Annotated in this window: 19 protein-coding genes, 2 tRNA genes, 1 other RNA gene and 1 other annotated feature; of the genes, 5 read left to right on the forward strand and 17 right to left on the reverse strand. The window is 37.8% G+C overall.

Annotation, left to right across the window (positions count from 1 at the left end; translation table 11 throughout):
* Positions 1-37: 37 nt before the first annotated feature.
* The 3 genes from AC6UD0_RS04125 to AC6UD0_RS04135 form a co-directional block, all read right to left on the reverse strand.
* Positions 38-1,042 (reverse strand): serine hydrolase domain-containing protein, encoded by a 1,005-nt coding sequence (locus tag AC6UD0_RS04125; protein ID WP_500708214.1) that lies wholly within the window; start codon positions 1,040-1,042, stop codon positions 38-40.
* A 74-nt stretch (positions 1,043-1,116) separates the two neighbouring features.
* Positions 1,117-2,139 (reverse strand): linear amide C-N hydrolase, encoded by a 1,023-nt coding sequence (locus AC6UD0_RS04130; RefSeq protein WP_500708215.1) that lies wholly within the window; start codon positions 2,137-2,139, stop codon positions 1,117-1,119.
* Between the two features lie 78 nt (positions 2,140-2,217).
* Positions 2,218-2,291, reverse strand: a tRNA-Glu gene (locus tag AC6UD0_RS04135).
* A gap of 117 nt (positions 2,292-2,408) precedes the next feature.
* Here AC6UD0_RS04135 and AC6UD0_RS04140 point away from each other — a divergent pair.
* Positions 2,409-2,481: transfer RNA gene (locus AC6UD0_RS04140), tRNA-Gln, on the forward strand.
* A 63-nt stretch (positions 2,482-2,544) separates the two neighbouring features.
* Here AC6UD0_RS04140 and AC6UD0_RS04145 read toward each other — a convergent pair.
* From AC6UD0_RS04145 to AC6UD0_RS04160, 4 genes are all read right to left on the reverse strand, one after another.
* Positions 2,545-3,012: a DUF2798 domain-containing protein gene (locus AC6UD0_RS04145; protein ID WP_500708216.1), complete on the reverse strand. Its 468-nt coding sequence runs from the start codon at positions 3,010-3,012 to the stop codon at positions 2,545-2,547.
* Between the two features lie 132 nt (positions 3,013-3,144).
* The gene (locus AC6UD0_RS04150) at positions 3,145-3,639 is read right to left on the reverse strand and encodes a DnaJ domain-containing protein (RefSeq protein WP_500708217.1); all 495 of its coding nucleotides are present in this window, start codon (positions 3,637-3,639) and stop codon (positions 3,145-3,147) included.
* Positions 3,640-3,735: 96 nt separating this feature from the next.
* On the reverse strand, positions 3,736-3,960 hold the full coding sequence (locus tag AC6UD0_RS04155) for a TipAS antibiotic-recognition domain-containing protein (RefSeq protein ID WP_500701385.1): 225 nt from the start codon (positions 3,958-3,960) through the stop codon (positions 3,736-3,738).
* Between the two features lie 92 nt (positions 3,961-4,052).
* The gene (locus tag AC6UD0_RS04160; protein ID WP_500696047.1) at positions 4,053-4,262 is read right to left on the reverse strand and encodes a MerR family transcriptional regulator; all 210 of its coding nucleotides are present in this window, start codon (positions 4,260-4,262) and stop codon (positions 4,053-4,055) included.
* Positions 4,263-4,580: 318 nt separating this feature from the next.
* On the opposite strand from AC6UD0_RS04160, the gene AC6UD0_RS04165 reads away from it, so the two are divergent.
* The gene (locus AC6UD0_RS04165) at positions 4,581-6,659 is read left to right on the forward strand and encodes an NlpC/P60 family protein (RefSeq protein WP_500708219.1); all 2,079 of its coding nucleotides are present in this window, start codon (positions 4,581-4,583) and stop codon (positions 6,657-6,659) included.
* A gap of 115 nt (positions 6,660-6,774) precedes the next feature.
* Positions 6,775-7,089 carry a hypothetical protein gene (locus AC6UD0_RS04170; protein ID WP_500694336.1) on the forward strand — a complete coding sequence of 105 codons (315 nt, stop codon included), beginning with the start codon at positions 6,775-6,777 and terminating at the stop codon, positions 7,087-7,089.
* A 72-nt stretch (positions 7,090-7,161) separates the two neighbouring features.
* Here AC6UD0_RS04170 and AC6UD0_RS04175 read toward each other — a convergent pair whose 3' ends face one another.
* Entirely contained in the window at positions 7,162-8,526 is a 1,365-nt protein-coding gene (locus AC6UD0_RS04175; protein ID WP_500694335.1) for a glucose-6-phosphate isomerase, read from the reverse strand.
* A 97-nt stretch (positions 8,527-8,623) separates the two neighbouring features.
* Positions 8,624-9,793 (reverse strand): class I SAM-dependent methyltransferase, encoded by a 1,170-nt coding sequence (locus AC6UD0_RS04180; RefSeq protein ID WP_500694334.1) that lies wholly within the window; start codon positions 9,791-9,793, stop codon positions 8,624-8,626.
* 117 nt (positions 9,794-9,910) lie between these two features.
* On the opposite strand from AC6UD0_RS04180, the gene AC6UD0_RS04185 reads away from it, so the two are divergent.
* A complete protein-coding gene (locus tag AC6UD0_RS04185; RefSeq protein WP_500694333.1) occupies positions 9,911-10,684 on the forward strand; it encodes a Cof-type HAD-IIB family hydrolase in 774 nt (257 codons plus the stop codon).
* 49 nt (positions 10,685-10,733) lie between these two features.
* Positions 10,734-11,100: a transfer-messenger RNA gene (gene ssrA, locus AC6UD0_RS04190) on the forward strand.
* Between the two features lie 55 nt (positions 11,101-11,155).
* On the opposite strand, the gene AC6UD0_RS04195 is transcribed toward ssrA, so the two are convergent.
* The 8 genes from AC6UD0_RS04195 to AC6UD0_RS04230 all read right to left on the reverse strand — a co-directional run bounded on the left by AC6UD0_RS04195 (position 11,156) and on the right by AC6UD0_RS04230 (position 18,887).
* Complete coding sequence (locus tag AC6UD0_RS04195) at positions 11,156-11,815, reverse strand: hypothetical protein (RefSeq protein ID WP_500707344.1); 660 nt, start codon at positions 11,813-11,815, stop codon at positions 11,156-11,158.
* Positions 11,816-11,980: 165 nt separating this feature from the next.
* Positions 11,981-12,565, reverse strand: coding sequence for a YdeI/OmpD-associated family protein (locus tag AC6UD0_RS04200; RefSeq protein WP_500696041.1), 585 nt, complete (start codon positions 12,563-12,565; stop codon positions 11,981-11,983).
* Positions 12,566-12,660: 95 nt separating this feature from the next.
* Positions 12,661-13,146, reverse strand: coding sequence for a C40 family peptidase (locus tag AC6UD0_RS04205; RefSeq protein ID WP_500696040.1), 486 nt, complete (start codon positions 13,144-13,146; stop codon positions 12,661-12,663).
* A 206-nt stretch (positions 13,147-13,352) separates the two neighbouring features.
* The gene (locus AC6UD0_RS04210; RefSeq protein WP_500707343.1) at positions 13,353-14,753 is read right to left on the reverse strand and encodes a DHA2 family efflux MFS transporter permease subunit; all 1,401 of its coding nucleotides are present in this window, start codon (positions 14,751-14,753) and stop codon (positions 13,353-13,355) included.
* Positions 14,754-14,873: 120 nt separating this feature from the next.
* Complete coding sequence (gene asnS, locus AC6UD0_RS04215) at positions 14,874-16,271, reverse strand: asparagine--tRNA ligase (protein WP_500708220.1); 1,398 nt, start codon at positions 16,269-16,271, stop codon at positions 14,874-14,876.
* 43 nt (positions 16,272-16,314) lie between these two features.
* Positions 16,315-16,523 (reverse strand) — a binding site (T-box leader).
* A gap of 46 nt (positions 16,524-16,569) precedes the next feature.
* Complete coding sequence (locus AC6UD0_RS04220; protein WP_500696848.1) at positions 16,570-17,319, reverse strand: sulfite exporter TauE/SafE family protein; 750 nt, start codon at positions 17,317-17,319, stop codon at positions 16,570-16,572.
* A gap of 23 nt (positions 17,320-17,342) precedes the next feature.
* Positions 17,343-18,089 (reverse strand): sulfite exporter TauE/SafE family protein, encoded by a 747-nt coding sequence (locus tag AC6UD0_RS04225; protein ID WP_500701359.1) that lies wholly within the window; start codon positions 18,087-18,089, stop codon positions 17,343-17,345.
* Positions 18,090-18,113: 24 nt separating this feature from the next.
* Positions 18,114-18,887 (reverse strand): sulfite exporter TauE/SafE family protein, encoded by a 774-nt coding sequence (locus AC6UD0_RS04230; protein ID WP_500696035.1) that lies wholly within the window; start codon positions 18,885-18,887, stop codon positions 18,114-18,116.
* Positions 18,888-18,902 lie beyond the last annotated feature (15 nt).

Raw genomic sequence — 18,902 nt, forward strand, 5'->3', positions numbered from 1 at the left:
CACGTTTGTCTTAAATTAAAGCAAACGTGTTTTTAATCTAATTAAATAATTCGTAAAGATAGGTGTTAATTAAGTCATTTCGATCTTCCATGAAATGATCACTTAAGTGAGGGTGAACCCGATTAGACAAAAAGACAAAGCCACTCTTTTGGTCCCGATTGAGTACGATTACCACCCCTGTGTAACCGGACTGCCAAATGTACGGATGACCTTCGTAATCAGCTAAAGCCCATCCAAATGACCGGGTGCCATCTTCCATCGGCGTCTGATCGGTATACAATTCATCAAACGTCTCATTATTAAAGATGCTACTACGACTATTAACCTGAAGCATCCACTGGGCAAAACGAGACAAGTCATTTGAAGTACTAAACATCCCAGCTGAACCACAATCATCGCCCAAGATTTGCGCCTTCGGGTCATGAACTTCACCCTGCAAATTAGTACGGGTTTCTTCATTGTATGTAGTGGGAACAGAACGTTGCACTTCTGGGTGAAAAGTCGTGTCATTTAACCCAAGTGGTTTTAGGACCATTTGCGTAATCAGTGGTTGAATAGGAATTCCCATTACCAACCCAGCAATCCATCCTAAGAAAATATAGTTCACGTCTTCGTATTTCATTTGCTTGTTAAAATTATCGCCCACATGAAGACCTAAAAGAGCCTCACGAAGCTGATTGATGTTCATCAGATTTCGATTGGGAATGTACCCTTCAATCCCGGACGTATGAGTCAACAAGTGACGAATTGTAACCTCTGGATACTTCCATTCTGGTAAATAGTCGGAAACAGAATCATCCAAGTGAATTCGCCCATCTTGAAGTAATCGCATGATAACAGGCAGGGTCCCGACAACTTTAGTCAAAGAAGCAATATCGTAAACGTCGTTTGGTCCAACGACTTCTTTCGTTGGCTCCACTTGCTTCAATCCCATTTCATCACTTTCAACGTTCATCCCAGTGATAAACGAAAATGCCGCTCCTGGAATACTCTGGCTTTCAATCATTTTTTTTATTTTAGCTTTTGTCTTTGAAAAATTCATTTTTATTCTCCTAATAACCTCAATTATACCAATTTCTCTAAAAATTAAGAGAGCAAATTGCCTCCAGATTGAATTTACTGAAGATCATTAACTTTCCACGTCTGATCAACGTCAAATTTCTCAATTTCAGTGCGGTTAGGATCAAGAGTAGCACGGGTCATCGTCGGACAGCTTGGTGTTTGTAAATACAAGGTCCTGTTCTTAACATCATAACCAACCCAATACTGAGTAAAATCACACTGTTGCGGCAAATCAGGATTTCGACTGATACCCTTTGGAACGATGAATGGCTTAAAGCAATTGTATAAAGTGCTTGTTCCTTCATCATCTGAAAACTCATCAATGTTTTTAGAGATAAAAGTTGCCCGAATAAACCGCGATGGTGAAGAATAATCTCCTGGAAGCCCAAACATTCCATATCCAGTACCACCTTCGATTGGATTAACCGGTAATTTTCCACCAATCTTAGTCGGCTTCTGATTATAAGCATTTAACGAAACGTAATTTCTGAGGTTAGTAGTATGAAATGAATATCGTGGACTATTGGTCATCACCCCAATACTATCGTATATTTTAAATCCACCATTGTCCGTTGCTTCAAGCACAATGGAATTCCCGTTTTCATCAGAAAAGGTGTAATGAAGATGAAGCTTGCCAGCTTTTCCATGAAAAACATAAGCTTTATCAATCAATCCAGTGGTCTTAGCGAGTCTTCTGATGTCATCAAGCGTCGCACATTGAGTTAAAACATATGTCCCAAATTCCTCACCAAAAACTGGTGTTAGATTACGAGCTTTTAAATCTGTTTCACTTCCATGAGTGGTTTCCAGAAGAACCTGAAGATCTCCGGTGATTCCCTTTTCATTGATCCCATCAAACAGAAGACTCCCTTCGTCAGGTCCAATCCCCATAACTGCATACTTGCTACGCCAGTTTTTTAATTTTGACTGAATTATCTGATTTGCGGGAATATTTACGATTTTAGTTGAGACAGCCGCTTTTTCGTTATGAGAATCAAAAAGTGAAACCATAAAGTCCATCGTACGGCCCCAAAACGGATGACCATCCGTAGATTTAATAATAATTGAAGTACACATATCCAAATCCTCCTCAGATTTCTTTATAAAAAAATGCCTCCAAACATAACTATGTTTGAAGGCACCATCATCTTTGAATTACCCGTATGAGACTTGAACTCATAGCTCCGCCTTGAGAGGGCGACGTCTTAAACCAGTTTGACCAACGGGCAATAAACTGAACAATTACATAGTTTACCCAATTTAAACCGGTCTGTCAACAAAGTAATGCAAAATTTTCTGTTGACAACTGTCCATAAAGAATTGTAGTATATTAGTTGTTCAAATATTGAGTATTCGCCAAATTGGTAAGGCAGCGGACTCTGAATCCGCAATTTACTGGTTCGAGCCCAGTATACTCAACTATAAATACTAAAAGAACCATTTCAATAACTATTGAAATGGTTCTTTTTTATTGAATTGATTCTAATTCCTGATTTCTTGAACCTTACTTAAAACCATTCTAGCAATTGGTCCAACGATCAGAAGTTGTAATGGCAGGGCCAAAATCAAGTTTCTAATCCATGTCATCCCAAACGTTGCTAGATTAAGACTTGAAAATCCGCTTTCAACTACAATTCCGAAAATTGACATGCAAGTTACCATTCCCAACACCATCAAAATTGAAATTCCTAAAGAAATCAAAAGCGGCTTCTCTTCCATTTTTTCATTAAAAATAAATTTGAAAAAGATTCCTTTTGCAAGTGGTCCCACAAAAAGCAAATCACAAACAGCCGCAATAACTAATGCAAATGGATAACCCACTAACACACTTTTAACAAAAGTAGAATCAACCCCACTTCCGAGTGCAATATTATAGGCCTCCATCACGATCACCATCATTCCGGCCATTAATCCAGTAAACAATAATTCTTCCTTAAAATCCCTTGGCATACCTAACCTCCTAATTTTTCAGCAATGATTAATCTACCATAAAGAATTTTTTCATGTAAGCTTTTATTACAATAAAAACTTAATTAATAAAAATAAGGACCAAGCATTTTAATGCTCGATCTTTATAATTAATCATTTTTTCTGATAGAAGTAATACAAAATTCCACACACAATCAAAACTGCATAAATAATACTAAGAGGTAATACTTTGATGACAATCACTACCGTCGCAATCGAAATTGCGATTGCAATCCAGAAAATTATCTTGCCAATGTCAGCTTCAGTAAAATGATGAGGTTCATGATTTTGATTTCGTTGCTGGTAATTAGAATAATTATAATTAGTGTTTTGCTGATAAGAATCATTGTTAGCGTTAGACTCATTAGAATGTGATTCATAACTAGACTGACTTGATCCTGCATATGATCCAGAACTATAATTATTTTCTTTAATAATTTCATACGCACTGGTAATTTCTTTGAACTTGGAGGCAGCATCAGGAGAATGATTAACATCAGGATGATACTTCTTAGCCAATTTGCGATAAGCTCGGTCAACTTCTTGTTTGTCTGCTGTTGTGGGTAATCCTAATATTGCATAATAATAGTCTAAGTTTCCATATGCCATCATAATCCCCCTCTTAAATGTATTACACTAATTCTACCAAACATTGAACAATTCGGTTAATCAATGCTTAATAAAACGTCTTTGGGGTTAGGGTCATTACTTTGCATATTTTTGAATTGATTGAGCCAAAATTTCTGTGGCACCAGTTCCCGCTTTATTATCGTAATATTTTTGAAACCGGCCATCATTTAAATAAATTTTAGACAGTCCTTGATGAGCTTCTATAGAATAATTTGGCCATGTATATTGCAAACACTTTTTGTGTAATTTGTAAATTTTTCTTCCATTATAATCAGTATTTTTTATAATCAGTATTTTTATTCCTTAATGATTGTTTTAATAAACCAATCATTCGATTTTCCATTTCTTGTATATTTTGAAAATCAACGGCAAATAAGTTTAAATGCTTTTGATTAATCGGGTAAGGTGCCGGCCCTGTTCAGATAAAATCTTTCTTGAATCAGTACTGCATTGTGAAAACTAAAGGCTGGATCACTCATAATTTTTTTAATTTCTTTTAAGTCAAAACCAAAACTTTTGTAAAATAAAATCACCTGTAATTTCAAAATATCGTTAGAATTATAATTTCGATAACCAGAATCAATATCTCTTCTGAGAACCAATAAATATATTCAATCATAGTATTGAAGGGAACGAGCTATAACGCCCGCCATATCGGCTCATTCTTTTATTTTAAGCATGCATGATACCTCTCTATAAATCATTGTTAACCGTTACGTAACGTCGTGGTCAAGCCGTTTAGTCACATTTTATAAGTAGCACAGTTATATTACACCAATGTTACTGAAACATTACTAGTTTAACAAACCATTTCCTGAATGTTTCGCACTATATCATTATAGTTACGCTTGAGTTTAACTCTTTTTTTCACATAGTTTTGATGTTATTGTTTATATATTCCAAAGGAGGAAATTAAATATATGAATAATGATAAATTACACTATAAAATGTACAAAGCTGGTAAGAGATGGATGTTTGCTGCCCTTGCAACTACGATGGTTGCCGGTGGCCTTCTAACTACCAGTAGCGTTGTTAACGCTGACGCCTTAGGAAATAACGCACAAGCTACTCAAAGTGCCAAGAAAGATAACGGCACTATTAAAAATGACTCATCTAAGAGCGCAGCCAAAGTTAACACTAACGTTGATAATCAAACAAACGATGCTAATGCTACTAAAGATGCCACTACTCAAACTAATGTTGCTTCAAACAATGATGTAAACAACACCACTAATGATGCAACAAAAGCTACAACTACTAACGATCAATCAGCAACTACTGATAATAATCAAGTAGCTGAAAACAACCAAAACAATCAAAATGATGCTAACAATGATGCCGTTAAAAACAATAGCCAAACATCAACTGTTACACCAAACAAGATTGAAAACAAGGTTGCAGCAGCTGTTACTCCTGCACAATCAGCTAAAACTGATGTTAACGTTAATAATTTAGACAACGCTGTTTCTGCTAAAGCAGATAACAACCAAAACAACAACGCTGACCAAAAGACTCCTAACAACGATTCAGTTAAAACCGAAGCTACTACACAAGCACAACCAGTAAATACTGAAAAAGCTGAAAATAATGTAACCCCAGCTACTAAATCTGAAACTACTCAACAAACACCTGCTAAGCAAGCACCAGTTTCAAACAATGATGCAAAACAAGCTGATGCTAAAACTACTACCCCTGCACAATCAGCTAAGACTGAAACTGTTAAGACTAACACTCAAAACAACAATGTTACCCCAGCAGCTCATTCTTACTCAAACGTTCAATTGAGTGCCGCTCGTGCAGCCGCAACTAACTTTAGAGTTCAAAATGTCAGCTTTAGAGCTCAAAACACTAATGCCGATCAAGTAGTTAACATTGGTAGACAATATGTTGGAACTCCGTACGTTTGGGGTGGCAGTACACCAGCTGGATTTGATTGCTCTGGATTCGTTCAATACGTATTTGGCAAGGCTGGATACAGTCTTCCAAGAACTACTTACAGTCAATACCCTGCTACACAACACATTTCACGTAGTCAAGCTCAAAAGGGTGACTTAGTATTCTTCTCTCAAGGTGGCGATCTTTACCACGTTGGAATCTACTTAGGTAACGGTTTAATGCTTGATGCTCAAAACCGTGGTGTTATTTACAACGATTCACTTAGTTATTTCCCTGGTGCCGTATTATTCGGACGTGTTAACGGATTTAACGGTGGAAGCGCAAGTACTTACACACCAAGCCAAAACACTAACAACAATTCATATACTCCAAGAGCTAACAACCAAGCTAGTTCAAACTACGTTCAACAAAACGTAAGCACTCCAGCTGCAAGACGTGCTAATAACAGAGCATACACTTACAACTTGAGAGCTAGTGTCCCTACTACTCAATTGAACACTGTTAATAAATCAGCTAGTGTTACACCAACTCCAATTGCTTCAAATGGCAAACAACAAACTACTAGTGTTGTATCACAAAATAACACTAAGACGGTTAACTTGAATGTTCAACCAACAAAGGCATCATCAAATACTAGTGCCAACACTAACGAGACTGTTAAAACTTCAAAGACGACTCCTAACGTTCAACAAAATGTTCAACAAACTCCAGCAGCACCTAAAGAACAAGTAAGTAACTTGTCAAATGACACTACTGCTAAGAAGAACACAGTTGATTTGAACGCTTCAAAGAAGTCAACTGACCAAAAGGCAGCTCTTAACAAGAAGACTTCCGCTAAGGTTGTTTCAAACAAAGAAGTTTCTGACAAGAATGCTTCAAACAAAGAAACTGCTGCTAAGGTAAACAATGATGATAAGACAACTTCACACATTGCTACTAAGGATAACGGTCAAGCTTCTGCAGTTAAAAACAATGACCAAAAGAATGGTCACATCTTGCCACAAACTGGTCAAGCAAGTACACTACTTATGAGTGCCATTGGTTCTATCATGGTTGCTCTTGCTGCAGTACTTGGCTTCAGACGTAAAGATACTGACAAATAATATCTAAACTAATAAATGGTCTTCCGATTAATCGGAAGACCATTTTTATTTATAAAATTAGATTGCTATTGAAACAGCATTAGTGCTATTCTTTTTATATTGGAGGTATGACAATATGGACGCACACTCAAAAGAAAAAGAACTTAAAAAATTAATCAAAGATCAAGAAAAGTTCCAAAAAGAAAACTCAGATAAATTCAACGCTGATTTATTATCTAATTACAACGAACGAATGGACGTTGTGAAAGAGTTGATTGAAAACGAAAATCAGACCAATAACTTACGTGATACTAAGGTTGCTAAGCCGACTCGAGATGATAAACGTGGAATGGACAAAAACCGTCACGTTGATGATCAAATGAATGATCTTGAAAGAGCACAACAACGCTTAATTAAGAAGCTACGTACTCTTGAAGGAAAATGGGAATAACCCTCTTATTACAATCAAATCATTGACCATACAAAAAGAACGGATTCAACTGAATCCGTTCTTTTTGTCTATTTAGTTATTGTTTTCCTTTTTTAATTCTGCATCCAGTTTCTTGGTTAATTCTTCGTAACCAGGTTTACCTAATAGTGCGTACATATTATTCTTGTATGCTTCAACGCCTGGTTGATTGAATGGATTAATACCATTTAAGTAACCAGAAATAGCAACCGCAACTTCAAAGAAGTAAATCAAGTAACCTAGTGAATATTCTGATTGATCAGGAATATGAACGGTCATAACTGGAACCCCACCATCGGTATGAGCTAAAACAACCCCTTCATAGGCTTTGGTATTAACTTCGTTAACTGTGTCATCTTGAAGGTATTTAAGACCATCAAGGTTTGACTCTTCCTTTGGAATCGCAATATCGTCATCAGGCTTATCTAATTTAACAACCGTTTCAATCAGATCACGTAACCCCTCTTGAATGTATTGACCTAATGAATGAAGATCAGTTGTAAAGTTAGCTGATGATGGATAAATTCCCTTTTGGTCTTTTCCTTCTGACTCACCCATTAACTGCTTCCACCATTCTGAGAACATTCTCATGTTTGGTTCGTAGTTTTCGAGTAATTCAGTGGTGTAACCCTTTCTGTAAAGGATATTTCTCAACGCAGCGTAACGATAGGCATCGTTTTTATTAACATCTGGATTGGTGTATTCCTTAGAAGAATCAAGTGCACCCTTCATTAATTGACTAATATCAGCACCGGTAGCAGCAATTGGTAATAAACCAACTGGGGTAAGAACTGAGTAACGTCCACCAACACCATCTGGAATTACGAAGGTTTCGTAGCCGTTAGCGTCAGCTTCTTGTTTCAAAGCACCTCGATGAGCATCAGTAGTAGCATAGATTCGTTTGTTAGCTTCATCTTCACCATACTTTTTAACTAACTTTTCCTTGAAAATTCGGAAAGCAATTGCTGGTTCAGTGGTTGTTCCAGACTTAGAAATGATGTTAATTGAAAAGTCATCGTCACCGATGTAGTTCAATAAATCATGAATATATGGAGCACTGAGTGAATTACCCGCAAAGACAACCTTGACACCACGACGCTTGTCATCAGGTTCAGAGTTGTAAAAAGTACCATTCAGAAAATCAACGGCCATCTTAGCACCTAAGTATGAACCACCAATTCCAATCACAACTAAAACTTTTGAATCAGACTTGATTTTGTCAGCTGCTTTTTGAATCCTTGCGAACTCATCTTTGTCATAATTTTCTGGAAGATCTAACCAATCCCGGAAATCATTTCCAGCACCAGTGCCATCCCTTAACTCTTTATCCGCTGCAGTCACCATCGCTTGAATCTCAGGCAACTCATCCGGATGTACAAACTTGCTTAACTTAGAATCATCAAATTTCAAATAAGCCATTACACTATCCCCACTTTCTATAATATCGCTTACATTATACAACAAAAATTAATTACATAATGATGTTTTTGCTCTGTTAATTTTATTATATTAGTTCTTATTTAATCCGCACATTGATCCCTTTAAACGATCCCTCACGTTCATAATCATGGTCAATCGGAAAATCATTTGGGTTAGAGTAAGTTTTTCCAAAATTAACGTTAACACCGTTTGCGGCAAATGCATCCGAGATTTCAGACCGAAACCTTTTCGAATTCATTTTATTGGTATCTGTGGTAAAGAAGACGGACGCATCCTTACTAGCAACTTGACTTACCGCACTAACGAGAGCTTGTAAGTCACGCTTAATCTCAAACCGATTCTTTTTATCTCTAACAAAGACAGGCACGTTAACGGTGATTAAGTCAAACTTCAAATCATGTTTTTGCGCATAATCTAAGTACCCAAAGACACTCATTTTTCTGACCTCTTGGGCACCGATCATGTATCCATTAGCATCAATTTCATTAATCAATTGAGATTTAGCACGATTACTATCGTCAACATTAACGGTCTTAACGCTACCACCACCAATCATGGCACTAGCAACTCCGGTTCCCTCATAAAATAAATTTAGACCAACTTTATCTTGTGATTGATCAAAAACGTCCTGTCTTACATCGCGATAAATGATGTCTAATCCTGTCGTTTTGGCGTTCTGTAAACTAATTGGATACGTTACTTCACCCTCCAAGACATTGGCCGAGCCTACAGGATCGGGACTAGCGTTTTCAACTGACTTGATTTCAGAACCATGTTCAAACTGCTGATACTCGTATAAATTCTGGTAACTCCCCAATTGATTAACAATGATTGGAATCAATTGATTTCGTAATTGGTAAATTCCAGCATTTTCCCAGGTAATCACGTCTTGACCATCGTAGCTGTCAATTGTAATTCCGGCCAAACCGTCTCCTTGTCCGTTAAACAGGCGATGAATATCAATGCCTTCATCTTGAAGTAAAATCCGTTTACTGAAGGCCTGACTAAATAAATGACCAAAGAAACGATCGTCAATAGATTGATTTTCCTTACGATCCAAAATCCAACCGATTCCCCCAGCTTGTTTGCCAAAGTACGCACTGGCAACGAAATGATCTCCTTTAATTAAAGCCACGACCTCGCCGTTGCTAAAATCCGCTTCGTTAACTAAATCTTTTTCACTAATTTGTGGATAACCGCCCTCAAACTTTTTGACGGCTTTACCGGTTATTTCAACTTTTTTCATATTATTTTATTCTCCTCTAAAAATCGCTTCCTATCTCATTGTACATGTAATCACGATTAATTAGTAGGATTGCAAAGTAGGTCATATGTTAAAATAATAAGCAAAGGAGATTCGATTATGTATAAATATTTAGTATTTTTTGACTTAGATAGGACCTTGTTTGATGAACATTCAAAGGTGAACGATGAAGTTGCAAACGCAATGGATGAAATCAGAAAACACGGTGGCCTTCCGGTAATCTCAACCGGAAGGAATCTTTTTGAAATCAGAGATACGTTAGAGAAAACCAAGATTGATTCCGTGGTAGCCGCAAACGGTGATTTTGGAATGTTAAGAAACCAAGAAGTCTTTTCTAATACAATCAACCCCAAAATCATTGATCGTTTGTACAACTTTGTTGAAAAACACGATAATACATTAGTTTTACTGAACCAAAAACGTGGTGCCATTACCAATCACGATGAATTGGCAGTTAAAGCCTTTGAACACGTCCACGCTCCACTTCCGACCATTGTCACAAAAAAGTATTGGCACGAAAATCCTATTAACATGATGGTGGTTACCAATACTGATCTGGATACTGACTACGTAGAAAACTTTGGAGATGTCCTAACCTTTTACCGTAATTCGCCCTATTCAATTGATGTGGTCGTTCATGACGTTTCTAAGGCTACTGGAATCAAGCAATTAATAAACACTGCTGGACTAACTGGAATCCCAACATACGCGTTTGGAGACGGTAATAACGACATCCCAATGTTAGACTACGTTGATCATCCGGTCGTAATGGGTAATGGACTTCCAAATGTCAAACCACATGGTGAATTCATTACCACCAAAAATACCGACCATGGAATTGTCAACGGACTGAAGCATTTTAACCTGATCTAAATCACTGTAAATTAGGCAGATATCATGGTATAGTAATAATGTGTCTGTCGGGGGCGTTATGGATTCGACGGGTATAGTTTGAGCCTGAATTGCATTCCGTACGACGATGCGTCAAATCGCTCAGTTTAATTATAACTGCAAAAAATAATAACAATTCTTACGCCGTAGCTGCCTAATAAGCGCTTGACGTAGATCTAGCTGATTTTTCCTATGGATCAGTCCTAGGTCCTACCTTTAATAGGATACGCTTACTGCTCCCATCTGAAGTAGTATGAAGAGATTAATCAGATTAGCTGTGCATGCTAGCATTGACTAATTGCGGATTGTACAGTGAACTTCAAATGATTAGCCTACGAATGTAGACGTTCAGGAGGCAATATGCTCGGACGCGGGTTCAAATCCCGCCGCCTCCATAATTAAAAGCGAACCAGTCATTAAATTGATTGGTTCGCTTTTTTGTGTTTTATAAGCTTAACGTGGAATTGTCACATCTTTTTCTAAATTTGAAGAATGTGGACCGGTTGCTTTTGAAACAACGTTTTCTGATATGTGAGCAGTTCCGTCCCCATTATCTTTAACGGTCCCCTCTAATCCAATATCACTAGTAGCGTTTTGAGTTATAAACCAATATCCCGTCTGATCTCCAGATAGTTTACCACCATAATTCCAATAACTAATTTTATTAGTAGTCGTATTTTGAAAATAAGGTGTTTCTTTCTCTAATATTTGTTTAGCAATTGGTTCTGTCAAAGTGCTTGTTTGCTTAACATCATTCTCAGCCTGATTATTGTCACCATCTGCTGGAGTTGCTTCTGTTTTTGCTTGAGAAGATTTAGGAGTTATTTGTGCTGAATTATGTTGATTGAAAGTTCGATTTGAAATTATTGATGAAGGATTCCGTCTAAACTCATTTTGTATTCTACTTATTAAAGCACCAGCATAATGGTTAAACAGAAAGAACCCAATCAATACAATCACAACCCCTGAAACTAATTTCATCAGAAAATTACGTCTTCGTTTTGATTTAACCTCTAAGTAATCTTCCCGCCAACTTGGATCATTTCTGCGTTCCTTATAAAACTGATACGTATGACTGGTACGTGTCCCACTGGTTAAATATTTTTTAGCCATTTGAATTAATTCCTCATTGATTATCTAAAATATTTAATAAACCAAGTATATCAGAATTAATTAATACTTAATACAAAAATTTAACTAGTCATTATTCTTATGAAGCAATAATTAAGTTTAAATTCAGATACAAATGCCAGATGTAAACATTGAATCTAATAAAACTTAATAATGCAACAATCTTCCATCATCACACCAACCACCATACATCTCATTGACTTTCGTCTTCTTTACTAGCTTACGTAACCGATGTTTATATGATTGGGGTTTACTAAATTTCAAGCGGGACTGAACACCATCAACGCGAACTCGTTGGTACAAATCGGGAAAATGGTTAAAGTTATCCCATACTTTCGGATCACGTTTTAAGGCACGTTTAACGGGCTGAATAATCTTAAACGATTTAGGAGACAAATCTGGTAACACTCGTTTGCCTTCTTCAGTCATTAAACCTAGTTTAATTAGTCTTCGAGCCCGCTCCTTGTTGAGCTCGGTCCAGTTACTGTTTTCCTTTCGAGGAGTCAATCGTTGTGCTAGTCCCGTTTCATCCGAACTTTTATGCAAACCATCGACCCAGCCAAAACACAGTGCCTCTTCGACGATATCCAAATAAAACATCTTTTCTTCACTGGTTTTACTCATGCTGACTGGAACCCACAGACAATCTTCTCTCTTGCAATTTTCAGCAAACCAGTCACGAAGTTCCTTTCTTGATGTAATTGGTAAAAATGGCTCGTCTTTTCTTAGCACTTGAAATGCACTCCCTTCAACATTTGCCTACATAGTAATCAGCAAAGTTGGAGAAGTCAAAAAAGCCGTCAGGCTCATTAAAACCTAACGGGACTTTAAACTGTTTTCTTAGTAAATGAAACTGGACGCGAAACCCCCACTAAATGCCACCACGGGGCGTGGATTGGCTCAATCACCACTCCACGATTTTGCGCATCAATCATTTGATGTTTGTTTAAAGCAATCCCAACGTGGTAAATGTCACTTTTACTTGAACCAAAGAAGACTAAGTCACCTTTTTTGATTTTACTCTTTCTAACATGCTTATAAGCATCGTATTGAGCCTGTGCGGTTCTTACAATATTACGATTAGCACCATTTTCCATGACATACTGAGTAAAGCCAGAGCAATCAAAACTGTTAGGTCCGACTGCACCGTACGAATATGATTTACCAAGCTCACTAGTAGCAACCCGCTTAACGTTTGAAAAATGGACTTTATTTGCGGATACTCGATTTTGGTTAGTGGCGATGTTTACAACACCAAATAAACCTAACGACGCAATCGCTACTGTTACACCTCTGATTAATCCTTTGAACATCTTACCAGCTCCTTTATTAATTATTGTGCATTATTTTACAATCATCATACACTTTCTATGATAGATTAGGATTAATACCAAATGATTACATCACGATTGCAAATCCATTAATTTCAGTAGTTTTGGCATTATATTGTGAAATTAATTTATAATTAACCAAAAAAAGATGGAAATCATTTGATTTCCATCTAAAATACGTTTTTAATTTATTTTTGATCTTTTTTTGGCGTTCTAATCATAACCGCAAACAATAATCCGATGACCGCAATTACCAAGAAGACCCAGTAAACCATGTGGAATCCATTAACCTGAGCTGGCATTGCCGGCATACTGAGTTTGAAGAATCCAGTTGCTCTAACTAATACAATCGTTGCAACCGCAACTCCAGTTGACCCAAGTACCTGTCTGACCGTCGTAATTAAAGCCGTTCCATAAGAAATCAAATCTTCTGGCAGTGAATCGGCCCCAAGCGTAACCGCAGGCATCATGACAAAGGCATTTCCACCCTCAATTAGCATTGCCAAGATCATCATGCCCCAGATATTGTAAATTGGGAAAAAGGCTAAAATGGCCCAGCCCAGCACAATCATCAACATTCCTGTTAACATAACTGGCTTAAATCCAATTTTATCAACAATCGTACCCGTGATTGGGTTCAAGATACTTAAGAAAACAGCTCCAGGAACTAGTGCCATCCCGGAAATGAATGGTGATACTCCCAGTACCTGTTGATAGTACAGTGGGAAAATGATCGTAACTACAATCAATGAAATGTAAGAGAAACCGGTCAAAAGCACTGCTAAATCATAGTTAAAGGTCTTTAACACGTTTAAGTTCAATAGTGGATTGCTGATCCTAAACTGACGGAAAACAAACAACGCAATCAAAACGATACTAATAACTAAGATGAGTAAAAGCATTCCATAGTTATTGTTTGGTTTAGCAATTTCACTAATTACGTACAAGATTCCAATCAAACCAAATGAATAGATAATTGAAAGCCAATCTAACTTTGATTTAATTCGTGGCATAACGTCTTTCATCACAAAGAATGAAATCAGGAATACAGCAGTGATAATCACAATGAAGACATCAAACAAGCCACGCCAAGTGGTAAACTTCAAAACGATTCCGGAAATGATTGGTCCACACGCCAGAGCTGAACCCATGACTAGTCCAGCAACTCCCATGATCGTTCCTCGATCATCTTCCGGTGTGATATTTAGTAATACCGTTTGATACGATGGAAACAAAATTCCAACGGCAATTGCCTCTAAGGCTCTCCCAATCAGCACCCACGTAAAACTATTGCTGATTAAAATGATTAACGTCCCTAGATCAAACATCAGTAAAACTCCCATAAAGAGTTTCTTAAAACTCATGTTGTTCAACAACCAAGGACTGATCGGCATCATGATACACATGATGATCATAAAACCAGTCGTTAACCATTGAACGGTTGATGCTGAAATATCAAAGTACTTCATCAATGTGGGATAAGCCGTCGATAGTGATGACTGACTAATCGACATGGTGAAAGTACCGATTAACATGATGGTAATAAACCAAAATCTTTCTAATCTACTAAGTCCATTACTTTTTGCCATATAAAGCGCTCCTTTTCGATTTGTACTAATTTAATAGCTATTTATAGACTATCATTTTTTCATTTGAATTGTTACAAAAGATAACAAAAAGCTCATGATTTCTCATGGGCTCATTTTAGTCTAAAATTTAATACTACCTTGGGTTCTTGGATAAGGGATAACATCACGAATATTATCCATCCCAGTGATATACATCAGTAATCGTTCGAAGCCAATTCCAAAGCCAGAGTGCTTAGTGCCACCGTATTTACGTAATTCGAGGTACCACTCGTACTCATCCTTTGATAAATGAAATTCATCCATTTTGTCAGCCAATTCTTGCTCACGCTCTTCTCGTTGGCTTCCTCCAACTAGTTCACCAATTCTTGGAACCAGAAGGTCTGAAGCAGCAACGGTCTTGCCATCATCGTTATCACGCATATAAAAGGCTTTGATATTACGTGGATAATCAGTGACAAACACGGGTTTGCCAAACACTTTTTCGGATAGATAACGTTCGTGTTCAGCCTTTAAATCAATCCCCCACTTAACCGGATATTTAAACTCAACGTCGGCTTTTTCAAGCAAATCAATTGCTTCCGTATACGTGATCCGCGCAAACTTCTCGTTCACAGTTGTCTGAAGCAACTTAAGTAAGTTGTCGTCGACGTTATCATTTAAGAATTGAAGGTCCTCTGCAGCATTTTCAAGTAGATAATTAATGACATACTTTAGCATGTCCTCAGACGTTTCGATAATGTCATCTAAATCAGCAAATGCCATTTCCGGTTCAATCATCCAAAATTCGGCAGCGTGGCGTTTAGTATGCGAATTTTCAGCTCTAAAAGTTGGGCCAAAAGTGTATACGTTTCTAAATGCCAGAGCAAAGGCCTCGACTGGTAATTGTCCACTAACGGTTAAGTTCGTCTCTTGACCAAAGAAATCCTTTGAGTAATCGACTTTACCATTTTCATCCTTTGGCAGGTCATTTTGATCTAAGCTAGTGATCTGAAACATCTCACCAGCCCCCTCCGTGTCACTACTAGTAACAATCGGAGTGTTTACATAGACAAAGCCGTGTTTTTGCATGTATTCATGAATCGCAAAGGCTGCCATCGAACGAATCTTGAAAACAGCGTAAAAAGTATTGGTTCGAGGACGTAAATGTGCAATAGAACGAAGGTACTCAAGTGATTGCTTCTTCTTTTGCAGTGGATAGTCTAGATCAGAAACACCCTCAATCTTAACTTGCTCCGCATGAATTTCAAATGGCTGCGGGGCATCCGGGGTGTCCACGAGTTTGCCAATCACCTTCAGAGTTGAACTAATCGGCAGTTTGATGATGTCATCAAAGTTATCTAGATCACTCTTGACAATCACCTGAACATTCTTAATGTATGAACCGTCGTTGACTTCGATAAAGGCAATCTTTTTAGAATTACGAATGGTTCGAATCCATCCTTCTAGAACTACTGATTCATTACCAAAATCGTGTTTCTTAGTGTACAAATCTTTTGCTAAAACGTTTTGTTCTTTCATACTTAACAACTCCTTTTTAGACAATAAAAAAGACCTCATCTCAAAAAGGGACGAGGTCATCGCGGTACCACCCATATTGTTTATGTAACATAAACCAACTCACACAATGATAACGGATTGCGACCGTTAGCCCTACTTCGTTCAAGCTTTAAAACTCAAGGTGTTTTCCCCATTAACTCTTTATCGAACTCTCACCAACTTCGACTCGCTATAAAAGAAATTAATGGTACTCGTCCTCTTTATTGTCATATCTTATTTGATTTAAAAGTACCATAATCACAGGCTGGTTGCAACATGATTAGTAAGTTTTAATTCCTAAATAAATGGCCAATAAAATTGCCAAGATTCCGACCCCGTACTTCATGATATTGGATGGGATGAGACGTACAATGGCTGGTCCAATGTATCCGCCAATAACCAATCCAATCGTTAGCGTAATCAGAACTGGCCAGTTAATCTGAATTGTAAAAATAAAGATCAAAGCCGAGATCCAATTCATCACTAGTGACATCACATTTCGAATGGCATTATCCACGGCATATGACTCATTTAAGGCTCGCATTAAAATCGCCATGATCAAAATTCCACCACCAGCACCAAAATAACCTAAGTACATTCCAACCAACGTCAGTGCAATGGCGGTAATGGTCTTACCCCATAATCCCAAATGGGTTTTCATTAACTGCTTTTGACTCTTCGGTAGCATGATCAAAATCCCAGACAACATGATGACAACTGGTGCAATATCTGCAAAACTTTTGTTGGAACTACGAAGAAGAATCAGGGAACCGAGTGCAGACCCAATTCCAGCAAAAATAACCACTTTTAAAATGGTCTTACCTTGACCCTTTAATTCTCTTTGAGATGAAGCCACTGCGCTCATGTTACTAAACGCAAAACCAACGATGTTAGTCACACTGGAAACGATTGGTGATAGTCCGGAAGCCAACATTGCTGGATATGAAATAACGCTAGCAAGTCCCACAGCGGTTCCCATAATTCCGCTTAAAATCCCAGCAAAAATCAATAAGAAATACTTTAAAATCAAACTTCCACTTTCTCCTTGTTTTATTAATAAGTCTTAATTCCCAAACAAATCGCTAATACAATGGCACCGATCCCAACTCCATACTTCATAACATTGGATGGAATATGACGTACGACTGACGGCCCAATGTATCCACCTACTAGTAACCCAACTGTGATGGCAATCAAAGCCACCCAATTGATTGGCATTGTAAACATAAATATGATGGCCGAAATCCAGTTCAAAATTAAAGAAACAAAATTTCGGATTGCATTACAAACAGCATAGGGTTGGTTCACAGCTCGAAGTAAAATGGCAATTAACATGACTCCGCCGCCTGCACCAAAGTAACCTAAATACATCCCAACAAAAAGAAGTGCAATGGCGGTAATTATCTTTCCCCACAAAGTCATATGCGTTTCAGATAATTGTTTTTGACTCTTTGGTAGCAACATCAAAACTCCCGAAATCATAATGATGATTGGGGCAACATTTTCAAAACTTTTATTCGAACTGTTAAGTAAAATTAAAGAACCAATAATGGTCCCAATTCCAGCACAGATGGTGACTTTAAAGATGACTTTACTTTGTCCCTTAAGTTCTTTTTGGGACGCTAAAATGGCACTTGAATCACTAAAGGCAAAGCCAACCGTGTTGGTAACGTTTGCAACGATCGGTGCAAATCCTGCCAGAAGCATCGCTGGATAAGCAACTAAACTGGCCAGTCCAACCGTACTTTCAAGCACCCCGCTAACAACTCCTGCCACTACTAAAAAAATTAAATTCCACATAATATTTCCCTACATTCATCTTTTTTAAAAATATGCCTGATATGCTAAAAAAGCAGCCAGGATAATCGCACCAATCGCAACCGTGTACTTCATTACAGCTGATGGAATTACCCGGACAATAATCGGGCCAATGTACCCACCAATAAACAGACCAATGGCAAGCACCACCAAAGCACTCCAACTAATTGGGGTAGTAAAAATAAAGATGGCAGCTGATACTGCGTTCATGGTTAAAGTCGTCACATTTCGGACCGCATTGCAAATGGCGTATGGTGCATCGATAATTCGAATCAAAATGGCAGCCATTAACACTCCGCCGCCGGCACCGAAGTAGCCAACGTAAATCCCGACAATCACAATGGCAATCGCGGCAATTGCACTCGCTGTTTTTGAAATACTTTCAGAAGCAAACGTTGACTGTCGTTTTGGAATTAACATTAAAACTCCGGACAGTAAGATGACAAAGGGAGCAACATCTTGAAAGCTCTTATTGGAACTATGTAACAGGATAATTGATCCAATAACCGCACCAATGACCGCAAATAGCATAACGTGAAGAGTGACCGAACCCTGTCCTTTGAGCTCTCGTCTTGATGACAAGACGGCACTTGTTCCGCTAAAAATAATTCCCACCGTGATCGTGACGTTTGCCATAATTGGTGGTAATCCAACAAACAAAAGCGCCGGATAAAGAATCACACTTGCCATGCCAACGACACTACTCAACGTTCCGGCAATGATGCTAGCAATTAAAAGAAAAATACCATTAAATAACAACGAAAGAACCAACTTTCCCAATTAAGATTATTAACT

The sequence above is a fragment of the Fructilactobacillus sp. X7R9C1 genome (assembly GCF_059901005.1).